The 12,903-nt window shown below is 65.5% G+C and carries 13 protein-coding genes and 1 tRNA gene; 6 read left to right on the top strand and 8 right to left on the bottom strand.

Annotation, left to right across the window (positions count from 1 at the left end):
* The first annotated feature begins 39 nt into the window (after positions 1-39).
* Together FJ950_RS04545 and FJ950_RS04540 are read left to right on the top strand one after the other, a co-directional pair.
* Positions 40-1,164: a LacI family DNA-binding transcriptional regulator gene (locus tag FJ950_RS04545; protein WP_015314543.1), complete on the top strand. Its 1,125-nt coding sequence runs from the start codon at positions 40-42 to the stop codon at positions 1,162-1,164.
* Positions 1,165-1,273: 109 nt separating this feature from the next.
* Positions 1,274-2,074 (top strand): class I SAM-dependent methyltransferase, encoded by an 801-nt coding sequence (locus FJ950_RS04540; RefSeq protein WP_140615347.1) that lies wholly within the window; start codon positions 1,274-1,276, stop codon positions 2,072-2,074.
* A 33-nt stretch (positions 2,075-2,107) separates the two neighbouring features.
* Here the strand turns inward: FJ950_RS04540 and FJ950_RS04535 are convergent, their stop codons facing one another.
* The 6 genes from FJ950_RS04535 to FJ950_RS04510 form a co-directional block, all read right to left on the bottom strand.
* A complete protein-coding gene (locus tag FJ950_RS04535) occupies positions 2,108-2,593 on the bottom strand; it encodes an SRPBCC family protein (RefSeq protein WP_015314541.1) in 486 nt (161 codons plus the stop codon).
* A 2-nt stretch (positions 2,594-2,595) separates the two neighbouring features.
* Positions 2,596-2,907 (bottom strand): metalloregulator ArsR/SmtB family transcription factor, encoded by a 312-nt coding sequence (locus FJ950_RS04530; protein ID WP_015314540.1) that lies wholly within the window; start codon positions 2,905-2,907, stop codon positions 2,596-2,598.
* Between the two features lie 160 nt (positions 2,908-3,067).
* Complete coding sequence (locus FJ950_RS04525) at positions 3,068-3,826, bottom strand: SDR family NAD(P)-dependent oxidoreductase (RefSeq protein ID WP_140615345.1); 759 nt, start codon at positions 3,824-3,826, stop codon at positions 3,068-3,070.
* 91 nt (positions 3,827-3,917) lie between these two features.
* Positions 3,918-3,994: transfer RNA gene (locus tag FJ950_RS04520), tRNA-Arg, on the bottom strand.
* Between the two features lie 229 nt (positions 3,995-4,223).
* Positions 4,224-5,147, bottom strand: a complete 924-nt coding sequence (locus FJ950_RS04515; protein ID WP_015314520.1) for a DUF1003 domain-containing protein — start codon at positions 5,145-5,147, stop codon at positions 4,224-4,226.
* Between the two features lie 254 nt (positions 5,148-5,401).
* Entirely contained in the window at positions 5,402-6,295 is an 894-nt protein-coding gene (locus FJ950_RS04510; RefSeq protein WP_041163258.1) for a D-alanyl-D-alanine carboxypeptidase family protein, read from the bottom strand.
* 259 nt (positions 6,296-6,554) lie between these two features.
* Here FJ950_RS04510 and FJ950_RS04505 point away from each other — a divergent pair, with 259 nt between their 5' ends.
* From FJ950_RS04505 to FJ950_RS04490, 4 genes are all read left to right on the top strand, one after another.
* Positions 6,555-8,366, top strand: coding sequence for a methyl-accepting chemotaxis protein (locus FJ950_RS04505; protein WP_181171052.1), 1,812 nt, complete (start codon positions 6,555-6,557; stop codon positions 8,364-8,366).
* Between the two features lie 116 nt (positions 8,367-8,482).
* Positions 8,483-9,577 (top strand): hypothetical protein, encoded by a 1,095-nt coding sequence (locus tag FJ950_RS04500; RefSeq protein ID WP_140615343.1) that lies wholly within the window; start codon positions 8,483-8,485, stop codon positions 9,575-9,577.
* Between the two features lie 138 nt (positions 9,578-9,715).
* Complete coding sequence (locus tag FJ950_RS04495) at positions 9,716-10,336, top strand: nucleoside triphosphate hydrolase (protein ID WP_140615341.1); 621 nt, start codon at positions 9,716-9,718, stop codon at positions 10,334-10,336.
* 85 nt (positions 10,337-10,421) lie between these two features.
* Entirely contained in the window at positions 10,422-10,778 is a 357-nt protein-coding gene (locus tag FJ950_RS04490) for a hypothetical protein (RefSeq protein WP_140615339.1), read from the top strand.
* A gap of 26 nt (positions 10,779-10,804) precedes the next feature.
* On the opposite strand, the gene FJ950_RS04485 is transcribed toward FJ950_RS04490, so the two are convergent.
* Positions 10,805-11,509 (bottom strand): glutathione S-transferase N-terminal domain-containing protein, encoded by a 705-nt coding sequence (locus FJ950_RS04485; protein WP_140615337.1) that lies wholly within the window; start codon positions 11,507-11,509, stop codon positions 10,805-10,807.
* Positions 11,510-11,692: 183 nt separating this feature from the next.
* Positions 11,693-12,901 (bottom strand): beta-ketoacyl-[acyl-carrier-protein] synthase family protein, encoded by a 1,209-nt coding sequence (locus FJ950_RS04480; protein WP_015314513.1) that lies wholly within the window; start codon positions 12,899-12,901, stop codon positions 11,693-11,695.
* Positions 12,902-12,903 lie beyond the last annotated feature (2 nt).

Genomic DNA, 12,903 nt, shown 5'->3' with positions numbered 1-12,903 from the left:
GGGGGCTGCGGCTAGACAGGCTGGGAATTTGGGGGCGGCATGAGCGAGACGACGGACCAGGCCATCAGGAAGCGCCGCAAGGCGGCGGCAAAGCCCAAGGGCCGCGTCACCATGACCGACATCGCACGCGCCGCCGGCTGCTCGCAGGCGACGGTTTCCTTCGTGCTCAACAATTCACCTGGCATTCGCCTGTCCCGGCAGACTCGGGAGCGGGTGATCGAGGCGGCGCGCGCGCTTGGCTACAGCGCCCCCGCCTTCTCCGCGCTGAAGCCCGTTGCGGCTTTCGAGGGGGCTTTTGATGGCCCCGCCTTCGACGGACTCGACGGCGTGATCGGCTTCGCCGTCGACCAGCTCGCCACCAGCCCGGAAGCCGTGGTCGCCATCGAGGGCGCGCGCCAGGCCTCGTGGAATGCTGGCAACGTGCTTCTGGTGGCGCAGACCATGGGAGACGCCGTGATGGAGTCGCGCGCCATTTCGGCGCTGACCAGGCGCGGCATTTCGGCATTGATCTACATGACCATCTTCACCCGCGAAATCACGGCGCCCGACTTCCTCTACGGCCTCGACATTCCGGTCATTCTGCTCAACTGCTACACGGCGGACTATGCATTCCCCGCCGTGGTGCCCTCCGAAATCGCCGGCGGCCAGAGCTCGACGCGACACCTGATCAGCCACGGCCACCGCCGCATCGCCACCATCACGGGCGAACCCTGGATGCAGGCAGCACAGGACCGGCTGAAAGGCTACCGCCGCGCGCTCGCCACCGCCGACATCCCCTTCGACCCCGAACTGGTGGTCGAGGGCGACTGGTCGGCCAGCGCCGGCTACGCCGCGACAGTGAAGCTCTTGGCCCTGAAGGACCGCCCGACCGCCATCTTCTGCCAGAACGACCGCACCGCGATCGGCTGCTACGAAGCCCTGAAGGAAGCCGGCCTGCACATTCCCGCCGACATCTCGGTCGTTGGCTATGACGACGAGGAAATCGCCCGGCATTTGTTCCCGCCGCTGACGACGTCGATCCTTCCGCACATGGCCATGGGCCAATGGGCGATCGAGCAGCTGGAAGCGCCTGCGATAGTGGGGCGGGGGCGATATCCAATCACCAAGCTGGAATGCCCGCTGGTGGAGCGCGAGAGCGTGGCGGCATTCAAGGGTGTCGCATAAGAGCCGGACTTTTCCTCCCGCACTCGGAGGCAGGCGTCCGCCGTGCTCCCCTGCCTTGGCTTCATCCTGATAGAGGTCTAGCCTGCGCCCGCAGCCAAGGGAGGGGTATATGACATCGAGTTTCACCGTTCATGACGCGTCCGGCTATGAGCAACTGATGGGCCGCTGGAGCCGAAAGCTCGCGCCCAGCTTCATCGGCTTCGCCGGGCTCGCCCCCGGCGAAAAGATCCTCGACGTCGGCTGCGGCACCGGCAGCCTGACGTTCGAACTGGCGAAATCCGCCGAACTCGCGGCGATCGCGGCCATCGACTTTTCGCCTGTCTTCGTCGAGGCGGCAAAGCGGCGCAACACCGATCCGCGCATCGAAATCCAGCAGGCGGACGCTACCGCCTTGCCGTTCGCCGACAATGCGTTCGACCGCGCGCTGGCGCTGCTGGTGCTTCACTTCGTGCCGGAAGCCGGCAAGGCGGTTGCCGAAATGCGCCGGGTGACGCGACCGGGCGGCGTGGTCGCGGCTGTGGTGTGGGACCATCTCGGCGGCATGGCGGGCATGCGCATGATGATCGACACGGTGGCCGCGCTCAGCGAGAGCGGGCGCCAGCTGCGCGGCCGCTATTGCTTCCAGCCGATGATGCAGCCCGGCGAAATGAAGCGGACCTTCATCGAGCAGGGGCTGGCCGACGTGACCGAAACCGAGCTGATGATCCGCATGGATTACCAGGACTTCGCCGACTACTGGACGCCGATTTCTGCCGGCGAGGGCCCGCTCGGCAAATACATGACAACGCTGCAGGCAGCCGAGCGCGAGCGCACCGAGGCTGCCGTCCGCGATGCCTATCAGGCCGGGCGACCGGACGGCCCGAGGTCGTTCGCCAATGTCGCCTGGGCGTGCAGGGGCGTGGCGCCCTGACCGCCCAGGCGGCGAAGCGCCTTTGAACCGCGATCAGGCCTGCCGAGCAACCAGATCGGCATAGCGCTGCAGGTAAAGCGGCCAGCCCTGATCGCCGGCGACGCTGTCGCGCACACCTTCCCAGCCCTGGCCATGGCGCTCCAGGTTGCGGTGCTCGATCTCGACGCGGGTACGCCCAGCCGTTTCGGCGGTGAACCGCACTTCCCACTCGCTGGTCTTGGCCGGATCGGTCTCGATGCGCCATTGCGGGCTGATGTCCCAGCTCAGGAGCACGCGGTTGGGGGGCTCATAGGCCAGCACGCGCGCCCAGCGGCACTCGCTGCCGTCGACGCCGCGGTCATAGACGTGGCCGCCGACGCGAGGCTCGAACACCGTCTCGGCGATCTGGGCTGCAAGCAGGTTATGCTCGGGCGGTTTGAAACTGCCGAAATCCTCGGTGAAGACCTTGAAGGCGCGCTCGATCGGCGCCTCGACGACGACGGATTGTTTCACGGAGGCGATGGGGATCTGGGTGTTCATGGTCACTCCTCTGGTGGGGTTTCGACGGCCAGCTTGTAGGCCGCGAGCGTCTTGCTCCAGAACCGGTCGAGCCAGGCGCGCATCTGGCCCAGCCCGTGCGGATCGATGTGGTAGACGTTGCTGGCGCCCTTCGGCTCCGCGCGCACCAGCCGCGAGTCGCGAAGCACCTTGAGATGCTGCGACACCGCGGACTGCGACACGCTGACCTGCCGCGTGACCTCCGCCACCGAGCGCGGACGCTCCGCGATCAGCTCGAAAATCTGCCTTCGGGTCGGATCGCCCAGGGCGGCAAGCTGTGCGCTATCAACAGTCATGACTTATGATTAGTGCAGGCTGATGGTTGAGTCAAGTGACGGTGCCAGCGGCCAGGTGGCGGCGGGGAAATTTCCTAGGAGATAGAGGTTACACTTCATTACGGTGGAAGGAGTTGCGCCAAGGTGGAAATCCGCCAAGGCATGAGACTGGCCGCGCCGTCTATCCCTTGCGTTCTTCAAGGCTGTTGCCGCCATCGACGACCAGCAAGGCGCCGTTGATATAGCTGGCGCTCTCGGAAGCCAGGAACACGACCGCCGCCGCGACCTCGTCGGGCCGGCCGGCGCGGCCCGGCGGCGCATGCAGGGCCGCCATCCGCTCCGCCTCGCTCGACGCGCCGGTTTCGATCCAGCCGGGCGCGACGGCATTGGCGGTGACCCCATGGCGCGCCGCTTCCAGCGCCAATGTCCGGGTCAGGCCGACCATGCCGGCCTTCGCCGCGGAATAGGCGGCGGTGCCCTGGTAGGATACCAGCGGCCCGGTCACCGACGCGACGTTGACGATGCGCCCATACCCCGTTTCGACCATCGCCGGCAGAAACGCCCTGGTGACGAGAAACGCGGTCTTCAGGCTGGTCTCGATGCCCCGGTCCCACTCGGCCTCGCTCATCGCCAGGAACGTCTTGTCCACGGACGGCGACGCCAGCGATCCCATGCCGGCATTGTTGACCAGGATATCGACAGCGCCGACCTCGGCCCGCAGCCGCTCCACCTCCGTCGCGATGGTAAGATCGGCGACCGCGGCCGTGGCATCGACGCCATCGCCGCGAAGCTCGCCAGCGCGCTCCAGCACCCGCGCGCTGGCGCCGGTCAGGAAAACCGCATGCCCGGCCCGGCCAAACTGCCGCGCAATGGCAAAGCCGATGCCGTCAGCCGCGCCGGCGCCGGTGATCAGGACACGTCTGGTGGTGGTTGTGGCCAAGTCTGGCTCCAAAACCCGTTCGGGTCAGAAGTGTTACCCATGTCTCCGGTATAAACCGTAACCTATGTGTCCGGAACGGACCTTGGAAGCATGGCGCACCCGACAGGATTCGAACCTGTGACCTCTGCCTTCGGAGGGCAGCGCTCTATCCAGCTGAGCTACGGGTGCTTTCAGGGCGAAGAGCCCGGAAAACGAACCAGCCGGCGAACCGGCAAGTCACGGCTTCTTAGCGGAAGCGGGCGCGGGCTTCAACGGGCAATTGGCGGCGTTGCGAACTTGGCTTGATGCGTCTGGGCCTCGCGTACGGCATCCTGCTCTTCGCAGGCTCAGGGCGTTCGAAGCTCGAAAGGCCAAGCAGTTGGCTTTTCGTCCGCTACACGGACCACTCCTCACCCCTTCACTGCTCTACCGGGCTCTTCACCGGCCGCCGCCCGCGCACCGCCCGCTTTGCCTTCTTGGCGCTCGCCAGCTCATGCATGGCATCGAGCTGCATCTGCTGCATCTCGGCCAGCCGCGTCCATTGCCGCGAGATGAGGTAGTCGAGCTTTTCGTGCAGGTGGCGGACTTCCAGTTCGGCCTTGAGGTTGACGCGGTAGTCGTTGAAGGAGCGCAGCCGATCCTTGGCCTCCGTCCGTCTCTGGCTCATCATGATGATCGGCGCCTGGACGGCGGCGATGCAGGAGAGCAGCAGGTTGAGCAGGATGAAGGGGTAGGGGTCGAAGGCGCCCGCCATGCCCGCGATCAGGTTGATGCCGATCCACACCAGGAGCACACTGGCGAACGAGATCAGGAACCACCAGCTGCCGCCGAATGCGGCCATGTTGTCGGAAACGCGGTCGGCGAAGGAGCGGTGCTCCTCGAATTCTTCTTCACTGTTCTCCGAGATCGTGTCCTGCCGGGCGATCGATTCCACCACCTGGCGGTCGAGCTCGGAGAATTCGCCGTGCTCCTGCTGTAAGAGCTCCTCCATGTAGCGCATGCGGTAGCGGCCGAGCTCCTCGCGGCTGATGCGCGCGCCCTTGGGCAGGTCGGGGTGGTCCGAATGAATGCGGTCGGCGAGGCTCGGGCGCAGCGTGTCGATGCGCACAAGGTCGCGCTTGCGGAATTTGCGGCCCGAGATCGCCGATGGCTTTTTCTTCGGCTTCAGCCGTGATGCGCCGGGGCCTGACGGTTCGGAGTCCGGCACTTCGGGCGTGTCGAAATGCTCGTCGGAAACCTCGTGCAAATCCTCTTGCGTGGTCGGCGCCTCGAAATACTCGCCGCCGCTGTCGTTCTCATTGTCGGCCGACTTCTGCTCGGATGCCTTGGGAACGGTGCTCATGATGGGCTCCTGCGCTGTAAGTTAGGATACGCTGAGGCGACGGCGCTTATCCACTGTCGGATTTCGCAGCCTATGCCACGTCTTCCGCACGATTGCGTGACAGTCGCAAGATGGTAGCCGGCTGTGAGGTTTTTACAGTGACCAAGGCACGACTTGGGTCGGCGTCCGCCCAAGGGCGGACCGTGTCTTCACCGTTCATCGTTCAAAAAGCCAGGCAAGTGGCTTTTTGTCCGCTGCGCGGATCACGCCTCACTTCACTGCTGTTCGGCGAACATCAGCCTGGTCTTGGTGTCGGCCATGGTGGGCGACAGGCTGCGCTGGATCAGCGCTTCGACATGGTCGTTGCGCTGGCGGGCACTGTCGGCGCCCATCACCACCACGATCAGCTGGCGGCCGTCGGCATCGTAGGAGGTGACGATGTTGAAGCCGGAAGCCCTGATATAGCCTGTCTTGATGCCGTTCACGCCGCGCACGCGGCCGAGCATGTCATTATGGCCGCGCACCAGCCGGCCGCGAAACATGAAGTCGCTTTCGGAGAAATAATGGAAGTGCTGCGGGAAGCGCCGCTGCAGCGACATGCCGAGCACCGCCATGTCGTGGGCGGTCGTCATCTGGCCGTCGTCGGGCAGGCCCGATGCGTTGCGGAAGGTGGTGCTGCTCATGCCGAGCTGGCGCGCCTTGGATGTCATCATGGCGGCGAACTGGTCTTCAGAGCCGCCGAGATATTCGCCCACCGCCACCGCCACGTCATTGGCCGATTTGACGACGATGGCGCGGATGGCGGAATCGACATCGATCGTCTCCCCGCGCCGGAAACGCATCTTGGTTGGCGGCTGCGAGGCGGCGTGGTCGGAAACCGGGATTTGCGTTTCCTTGGTGACGCGGCCGGTCTCCATCGCCTCGAACAGCAGATAGAGCGTCATCATCTTGGTCAGCGAGGCCGGATAACGCTGCGCCGTCGAATTGACCTCGAACAGCTGCTTGCCGCTCTTTCCGTCGACGACGATGGCCGCGTATTTCTGCGGCGGCGCCGGCACGGCCAGAACGCTGTCGGGCGGGGCCGTGGTCGAGCAGCCGGCCGTCAGGGCCGCCAGGGCCAGGACAGCCAGGATTTTCTGGAAGAGCGGAAAGAGACGCGGCAAGGACAAGGGCTGGACTGTTCTGGCGATGCTGTTGCTGAGATAAGGCGAAGCTAACGTAACGCGGCGGGTGCGTCCATTTGGTTAATGCCGGTTAGCCCCGGGAATGTCGAGTGCCGGCGCGACCTGTTTCCCCACCCGCCAGAGGCCAGGGAGAGGAACCAAGCCTTGCCACCGCCCCGAAATCGCCCGTTTCCTGTCTTTCCTTGCCAAAGCCGCGTTTCCCGTGGGAAGGAGCGTGGCATCTGGCGGCAGGGGGGCTCGCAAAATGGCTGACATTGGGGCTGGCGCCGCGCCGTCATTGATCAGGGCGTCGCTCAGCCGCACCGGCAAATGGGCCGGCAGCATCGCCTTCATCGGCGGCGCCGTTTCCGACATCCTCAACCCGCTGGCGCCGTTCGCCGCCTATATCGCGCTGGCTGCCTCGATCGCGGCCGTCATCATCGCCATTGCCATCGTGCTCAGGCTCGTGCTGGCGGCCAAGGCGCTGCCGGCGCTGGTGTTCGCCACCAGTGCGGCGGCGGTTGCCGGCGGCGTCTACGCCGTGCAGAAGGAGACCAATTCGCAGAACGGCATCATCGCCAGCCTGGTGCCGGCGATCGCCCAACTGCAGCAGTCGATTGGCATCGTCGCCGAAAAGGTGGCCAGGATCGAGCAGACGGTCACGCAAACCCAGAAGACCGTCGAAGAGGTCAAGAAATCGACCGACACGGTTGCCCAGAAAACCGATCAGATCGCCTCCGCCCAGCAGCAGCAAGCGGCCCAAGGCGCCGCGACGCAAAGGACCGTCGAAGCGGTCAAGCAAACCACCGAGACACTCGTGGGCGGCCAGCAGCAGCAAGTGGCCCAGGCCGAAAAGCTTCAGGCGACGACTGAGCAGATCGCCGCCTCGATCGACACGATAGCCAAGGGGTTTGCCACCTTGGCCGCGCAAGGCGGCGCCATCGCCGAGCCGAAGCGGCCGGACGAGTTCTACCACAATGCCCGCGTCTACGAGCTCTCGGGCGACATGCTCAACGCGCGGCGCTCCTACCTCGCCTTTGCCGGCTTCGATGTCGACGCCATCGACCCCTATACGCGCTTTGCCACACTTCTGCGGGTCCAGGATGGCAAGGCCGGCGCCCGCGAGGTGTTCGGCCAGCTCGCGGAGAAAGCCAAGGCGCCATCGATCAAGCTCGTCCACCTGCTGCAGTTCGACGATACCCAGCGGCTCGAAAAGCTCAACGCCTTCATCGCGGCCAATCCGGACTATGCGCCGGCCTATTTCCTGTTGGCGCAGGAGTTCTCGGAGGATCGGCTCGGCAGCCAGACGCTGGCCGATAAGCGCAGCGAAGCCCAGGCGCTGACCAAGTTCGTCTCTTACGAGAAGGATGGCGGGCTGCTCGGATATTTCGTCGACCAGACCCAGCTTGCCGACTGGCTGGACCGCGGCCGCGGCCGGCTGGCGGCCCTTGGCGACGTGCTCGACCCCGCCCGCTTTGCGCCGTCGCTGACGCCGATGCGTTCCAACCAGGGCTGGTCGATGACCATTTCGCTGCCCGAGCCGGCGACCGCGATATCCTGGCGTCTTGGCGGCACCGGCCCCTTCACCGACACCGGCCTGCTGGCGCTCAACGACCAGCGAACCGGCAAGCCGATGCCCAATCCGAGCTTCGAATTGCCCGACAGCACGGCGCAGACCACGATCGCGATCAAATACCTCGACATCAGGGGGCGCGAGACAGGCCCGTTCGACATAGGCTTCGACCCGGATGCCGCCCTGCAACAGGGCAACAAGCAGATCCTCGACCAGTTCTGGACCTCATGGATCGCCTTCGACGCCAGCGGCAATCATGGGCTGGTCTATTTCACGCAGATGCTGTCCTACCGCTGCGCCATCAAGGAAGTGCATTACAGCCTGAATGGTGCCGCGCTCGACAAGACCCTTCCCATGCCGCCCTGCAATGCCAGGGATCCCTACGCCATCCCCGATGATTTCCAGCCCTACTTCAAGGTCGCCGAAGGCGTGACCTCGATGTCGGTGCAGGTGACCTATACCGACGGGACGAAATCGCCGGTGCGGGACTACAAGCGGCAATAGGGCTGGCATTTTCCGACGAAGCGAGCGCGAAACCGATGCAAAATACGCGCCCGCGCGCTTGCGCGGTGCGCCGAACGGGTTCTTCTTGGCACCCTTCGGATTCGGGTGAGAGAGCCATGGATACAGTCACGATCAACGCCAAGGGCATTTCGGTTTCGCTCGACCTCACGGTCGGCCACATCGCCGACATGATCATCGAGAGCGGCGCGCGCCGGTTGAAGCCGCTGCACCGTGCACCCTGGGTCGACGCGGGCGAGACGCTGCCTCCAGACCTGCCGCGAGGCACCGTCAGGCTCTCCGGCGACTTTCTGTGCGCGCCGTTTTCGCGCAGCGATGTCGAGGAGGCGCCGCTGCATGGCTGGCCGGCCAACAGCGCCTGGGATGTGGTCGACAGCGGCGCCACGGATGGTGGCTGGCGCGCGGTCTTCCGGCTGCGCCACAAGGTGATGGGCGCCAGCGTCGACAAGATTTTCACGCTGCGCGACAACCATCCTTTCCTCTACCAGGAACATGTGTTTTCCGGCAGGTCCGGCGCGATCTCGGTCGCCCATCACCCGATGACGGCAATGAAAGGCGGCGGCAGGCTGGCTTTCTCGCCGAAGCGGTTTGCCGCCACGCCAGCCGACCCGCTGGAGCCGGACCCCGTGCGCGGCCGCTTCATGCTGGCCTACCCCGGTCGGTCGTCGGACCTCGGGCATTTCCCTGCTGCCGGCGGCGGCACGCTCGATCTGGCGGATTACCGCATGGATGACCGGCGCGAGGATTTCCTCACCCTGGTCGAGGCCGACCATGGCGGGCCGGGCTGGACCGCGCTGGCGCGCCAGGCCGAGGACGATTTGGTGCTGGTGCTGAAGAACCCGGCCGAACTGCCTGTTACCATGCTCTGGTTCAGCAATGGCGGGCGCGACTACGCGCCGTGGAGCGGCCGCCATCTCGGCGTGCTCGGCATCGAGGATGGGCGCACCGCGGTCGGCCACGCCGCCTCGCTTGGCGACAACTGGCTGAAGCGCGAGGGCGTGGCGACCGCGTTCGAGCTCGGCCAGGATCGCGTCTCGTTCCGCCATGTCATCGGTGCGTTGCCCCTGTCGGGTGGCGGGCCTCCGCGCGCGATCACCACGGCGGGTGGCCACCTGCGGTTGGCTGGCGCCGCGGCATCGGAGGTCCCGTTCGATAGCGAATTTCTGCGTATCGGCCAGCCAGCGGCGCGCTGAAGACAAAGCCGTAACGGACTAATCGCAGTCGCCACTGCTGACTCCACAACCGGTCGCTCTAAATCGTGCAAATCGCGGTTTGAAATTTCAAGCGACCGCCGACAAGATGCGTCCAAAATCTTCGGAAGGAGCCGAAAAATGTCCGAAATCGCCCACCTCGCCGCCACCATCTTCAAGCGTGCCGGCAAGGCAAATCGCTTCATCGTCGCCATTGCCGGGCCGCCGGGCGCCGGCAAGTCGACACTGTCGGCAAGCCTGCATGACCTTTTGCCGGAAGGCGCGGTGGAGGTCGTGCCCATGGACGGCTTCCACTATGACGACATCGTGCTCGAGCGGCGCGGTCTGCGGGCGCGAAAGGGCGCGCCCGACACGTTCGACTTTGGCGGCTTCGAGACGCTTTTGAAGCGCATCCGCGCCGGCGAGGCCGAGATTGCCATTCCGGTGTTCGACCGCGGCATGGAATTGTCGCGCGCCGCCGCGGCAATTGTCGGCGCCGAGACCAAGTTCATCCTGGTGGAAGGCAATTACCTGCTGCTAGACGAGGAGCCGTGGTCGCGCCTGGCGCCGCTGTTCGATTTCTCGATCTTCGTCGACGTGCCGCGCAACGAGCTCGAACGCCGCCTGATGGAACGCTGGCACGAGCATGGACGTTCCGAGGCGGATGCGCGCGCCTGGATCGCCTCCAACGACATGCCCAACATCGAACGCGTGCTTGCGCGGCGCCGGGCGGCCGACCTGGTCTTTGGTCAACCCGGTTAATTTTCAGTATTTTTCGGCGGGAACCTTAAGACTTACAACGCGTTATCCCGATCAGGCAATCATGCCAGAAGAGGGATTCCGTCCGATGGCAGCAAACACAAAAAAGCCCGCCAGGGGCAAGTCAGCACAACCGAGAGCGCCGCGGTCGACGGCCGGGGCTGGCCCGGCGATCGCCCAGCGCTCCAAGGATGCGAAGGCCTTCGGCAAGGCGGCGCCGAAAAAAGTCGTGCCAGGGTCGAAAGCGACCGTGCCGAAAGCGGCCGCCAAGCCCGCCCAGGCGAAGAAGCCGGCCCCAGCCGGCGACTCGAAAGCAGGCGGCGGCTCGAAGGTTCGCACCGCGGCCAATGTCGCCGCTGGCGCGGTCGTGGCCACGGCGCGTGGCGTGGCATCCCTTGCCGCCTCCGTGGTCGGCAGGGGCGGGCCCAAGGCGAAAGCAAAGTAGGCCGCTCTTCCCGTGGGCTGACGGGTTCAGCCTCGCGCCGGAATGGTCAGGCCTTTCTGCACCGCCGGCCGCGCCAGGCCTCGCTCCAGCCAGGCTGCCAGATTGGCGAAATCGTCGAAGCCGACCAGATCGCGGGCTTCGTAGAAGCCGATCAGGTTGCGCACCCAGCCGAGCAGCGAGATGTCGGCGATGGTGTAGTCATTGTCCATGATCCACTTGCGGCCCTTCAGCCTGACGTCGAGAACGCCGAGCAGGCGGCGCGATTCGTCGCGGTAGCGCTCCAGCGGCCGCTTGTCGGCGATCTCGCGGCCGGCGAATTTGTGGAAGAACCCGACCTGGCCGAACATCGGCCCAATCGCCGCCATCTGGAAGAAGACCCACTGGATCGTCTCGTAGCGCCGCGCCGCGTCGACAGGCATGAGCAGGCCGGTCTTTTCCGCCAGGTAGAGCAGGATCGCACCGGATTCGAACAGGCCGATCGGCGCACCGTCCGGTCCGTCGGGATCGATGATCGCCGGGATCTTGCCGTTGGGATTGAGCGACAGGAATTCCGGGGTCCAGCTCTCGTTCTTGCCGATGTTGATCAGGTGCGGCTCATAGGGCAGGCCGATTTCCTCCAGCGCGATCGAGATCTTCACGCCGTTCGGCGTCGTTGCCGAATAGAGCTGGATCTGGTCCGGATGCTTGGCCGGCCACCGGCTTGCGATCGGAAAGGCGGACAGGTCGGCCATCGGGAACTCCTGAGCGGGGGGGATGCGCACCAAGCGGTGCGATATTGGCGGGTCGGCCAAGAATTAGGGCTGCGGCGAGGCCGGATCAATATGGCGGCGCCGCTTTCACCACGCACGGACAGTCACCCAATTCGGACCGCGCGGCCAGGTGGTGACCGCCCGGCCGGTGGTAACCGCCCGGGGTCAGATTGCCTTGAAGGCCAGCACGGCATTGGTGCCGCCAAAGGCAAAGCCATTGCTGATGGCGGCGCGCACCTTGCGCTCGCGCGCGACATTCGGCGTGACGTCGAGATCGCAGTCGGGATCGGCCTCGCGGTAATTCGCCGTTGGCGGCACGACGCCTTCGCGGATCGCCATGACGCAGGCGATCATCTCCAGCCCGCCCGAGGCGCCGAGGCAATGCGCGTGCATCGACTTGGTCGAGGAGACGGATAGCGCGCGCGCATGGTCGCCGAAGACGCGCTTGATCGCGAGGGTTTCGATCTGGTCGTTGGCCTTGGTGCCGGTGCCGTGCGCGTTAAGGTAGTCAATGTCTTCGGGATTGAGCCCGGCATCCGCCAGGCAGAAGCGCATCGCCGCTTCCGGCCCCTCGACGGTCGGCGCGACGATATCGGAGGCATCGGCCGAAAGGCCGGCGCCGGCGATTTCAGCCAAAATGGTGGCGCCGCGTGCCATCGCATGGTCGTAGCTTTCCAGAACCGCCATGCCGGCGCCTTCGCCCAGCACCAGCCCCTGGCGGTCGGCCGAGAACGGCCTGCATGTGTCGGGCGAAAGCACACGCAGCGCCTCCCAGCCCTTCAGCACGCCCCACACGAGCGGCGCATCGGTGCCCCCGGCCACCATCACGTCGGCGCGCCCGAGCCTGATCTGGTCGACCGCCGATGCGATGGCATGATTGGCCGACGAACAGGCCGAAGTGACGCCGAACACCGGTCCGCGCAAACCCAGATGCATGCTGACCTGACCGGCGGCGGCGCCCGGCATCACTCTTGGAACGGTGAAGATACCGGCGCGATTCTTGCCCTCGAGCAGGATGGCGCGATAATTCTCCTCGACGGTCTCGAAGCCGCAGACGCCAACACCGACAATGGTTCCCATCCGATAGGTGTTGTCCGCATGCGGGACCAATCCGGACTGCCGCATGGCTTCTTTCGCCGCGAGCACCGCCAGCAGGCTGAAGCGATCCATCGACACCAGTTGCTTGCGCTCGATGCCGTGATCCGGCAGGGCTTTGATCTCGCAGCCGGTCTTGACCTTCAGGTCGTGCAGGAAGGGGTTGTCGATCGGGCCAATCGCCGACCGGCCGGCCCGCATCTCGGCCCAGATTGCCTGCGCATCGGTGCCCAATCCGCACAGTCCACCGATGCCGGTAATGACGACGCGCTTCAGCATTC

It is taken from the genome of Mesorhizobium sp. B2-3-14 (genome assembly GCF_006442175.1).
Classification (GTDB): Bacteria; Pseudomonadota; Alphaproteobacteria; order Rhizobiales; family Rhizobiaceae; genus Mesorhizobium; species Mesorhizobium australicum.
The sequence above is the reverse complement of the archived record's forward strand: the minus strand, read 5'-3'. Positions and strand labels throughout refer to the sequence as shown.

What these genes read in the sequence shown, in the direction of transcription:
- FJ950_RS04530 (WP_015314540.1), bottom strand. Translation starts at nt 2,907, where the DNA reads ATGACTGTTGATAGCGCACAGCTTGCCGCCCTGGGCGATCCGACCCGA.
- FJ950_RS04485 (WP_140615337.1), bottom strand. Translation starts at nt 11,509, where the DNA reads ATGGCCGACCTGTCCGCCTTTCCGATCGCAAGCCGGTGGCCGGCCAAG.
- FJ950_RS04505 (WP_181171052.1), top strand. Translation starts at nt 6,555, where the DNA reads ATGGCTGACATTGGGGCTGGCGCCGCGCCGTCATTGATCAGGGCGTCG.
- FJ950_RS04480 (WP_015314513.1), bottom strand. Translation starts at nt 12,901, where the DNA reads ATGCTGAAGCGCGTCGTCATTACCGGCATCGGTGGACTGTGCGGATTG.
- FJ950_RS04545 (WP_015314543.1), top strand. Translation starts at nt 40, where the DNA reads ATGAGCGAGACGACGGACCAGGCCATCAGGAAGCGCCGCAAGGCGGCG.
- FJ950_RS04540 (WP_140615347.1), top strand. Translation starts at nt 1,274, where the DNA reads ATGACATCGAGTTTCACCGTTCATGACGCGTCCGGCTATGAGCAACTG.
- FJ950_RS04495 (WP_140615341.1), top strand. Translation starts at nt 9,716, where the DNA reads ATGTCCGAAATCGCCCACCTCGCCGCCACCATCTTCAAGCGTGCCGGC.
- FJ950_RS04500 (WP_140615343.1), top strand. Translation starts at nt 8,483, where the DNA reads ATGGATACAGTCACGATCAACGCCAAGGGCATTTCGGTTTCGCTCGAC.
- FJ950_RS04535 (WP_015314541.1), bottom strand. Translation starts at nt 2,593, where the DNA reads ATGAACACCCAGATCCCCATCGCCTCCGTGAAACAATCCGTCGTCGTC.
- FJ950_RS04515 (WP_015314520.1), bottom strand. Translation starts at nt 5,147, where the DNA reads ATGAGCACCGTTCCCAAGGCATCCGAGCAGAAGTCGGCCGACAATGAG.
- FJ950_RS04490 (WP_140615339.1), top strand. Translation starts at nt 10,422, where the DNA reads ATGGCAGCAAACACAAAAAAGCCCGCCAGGGGCAAGTCAGCACAACCG.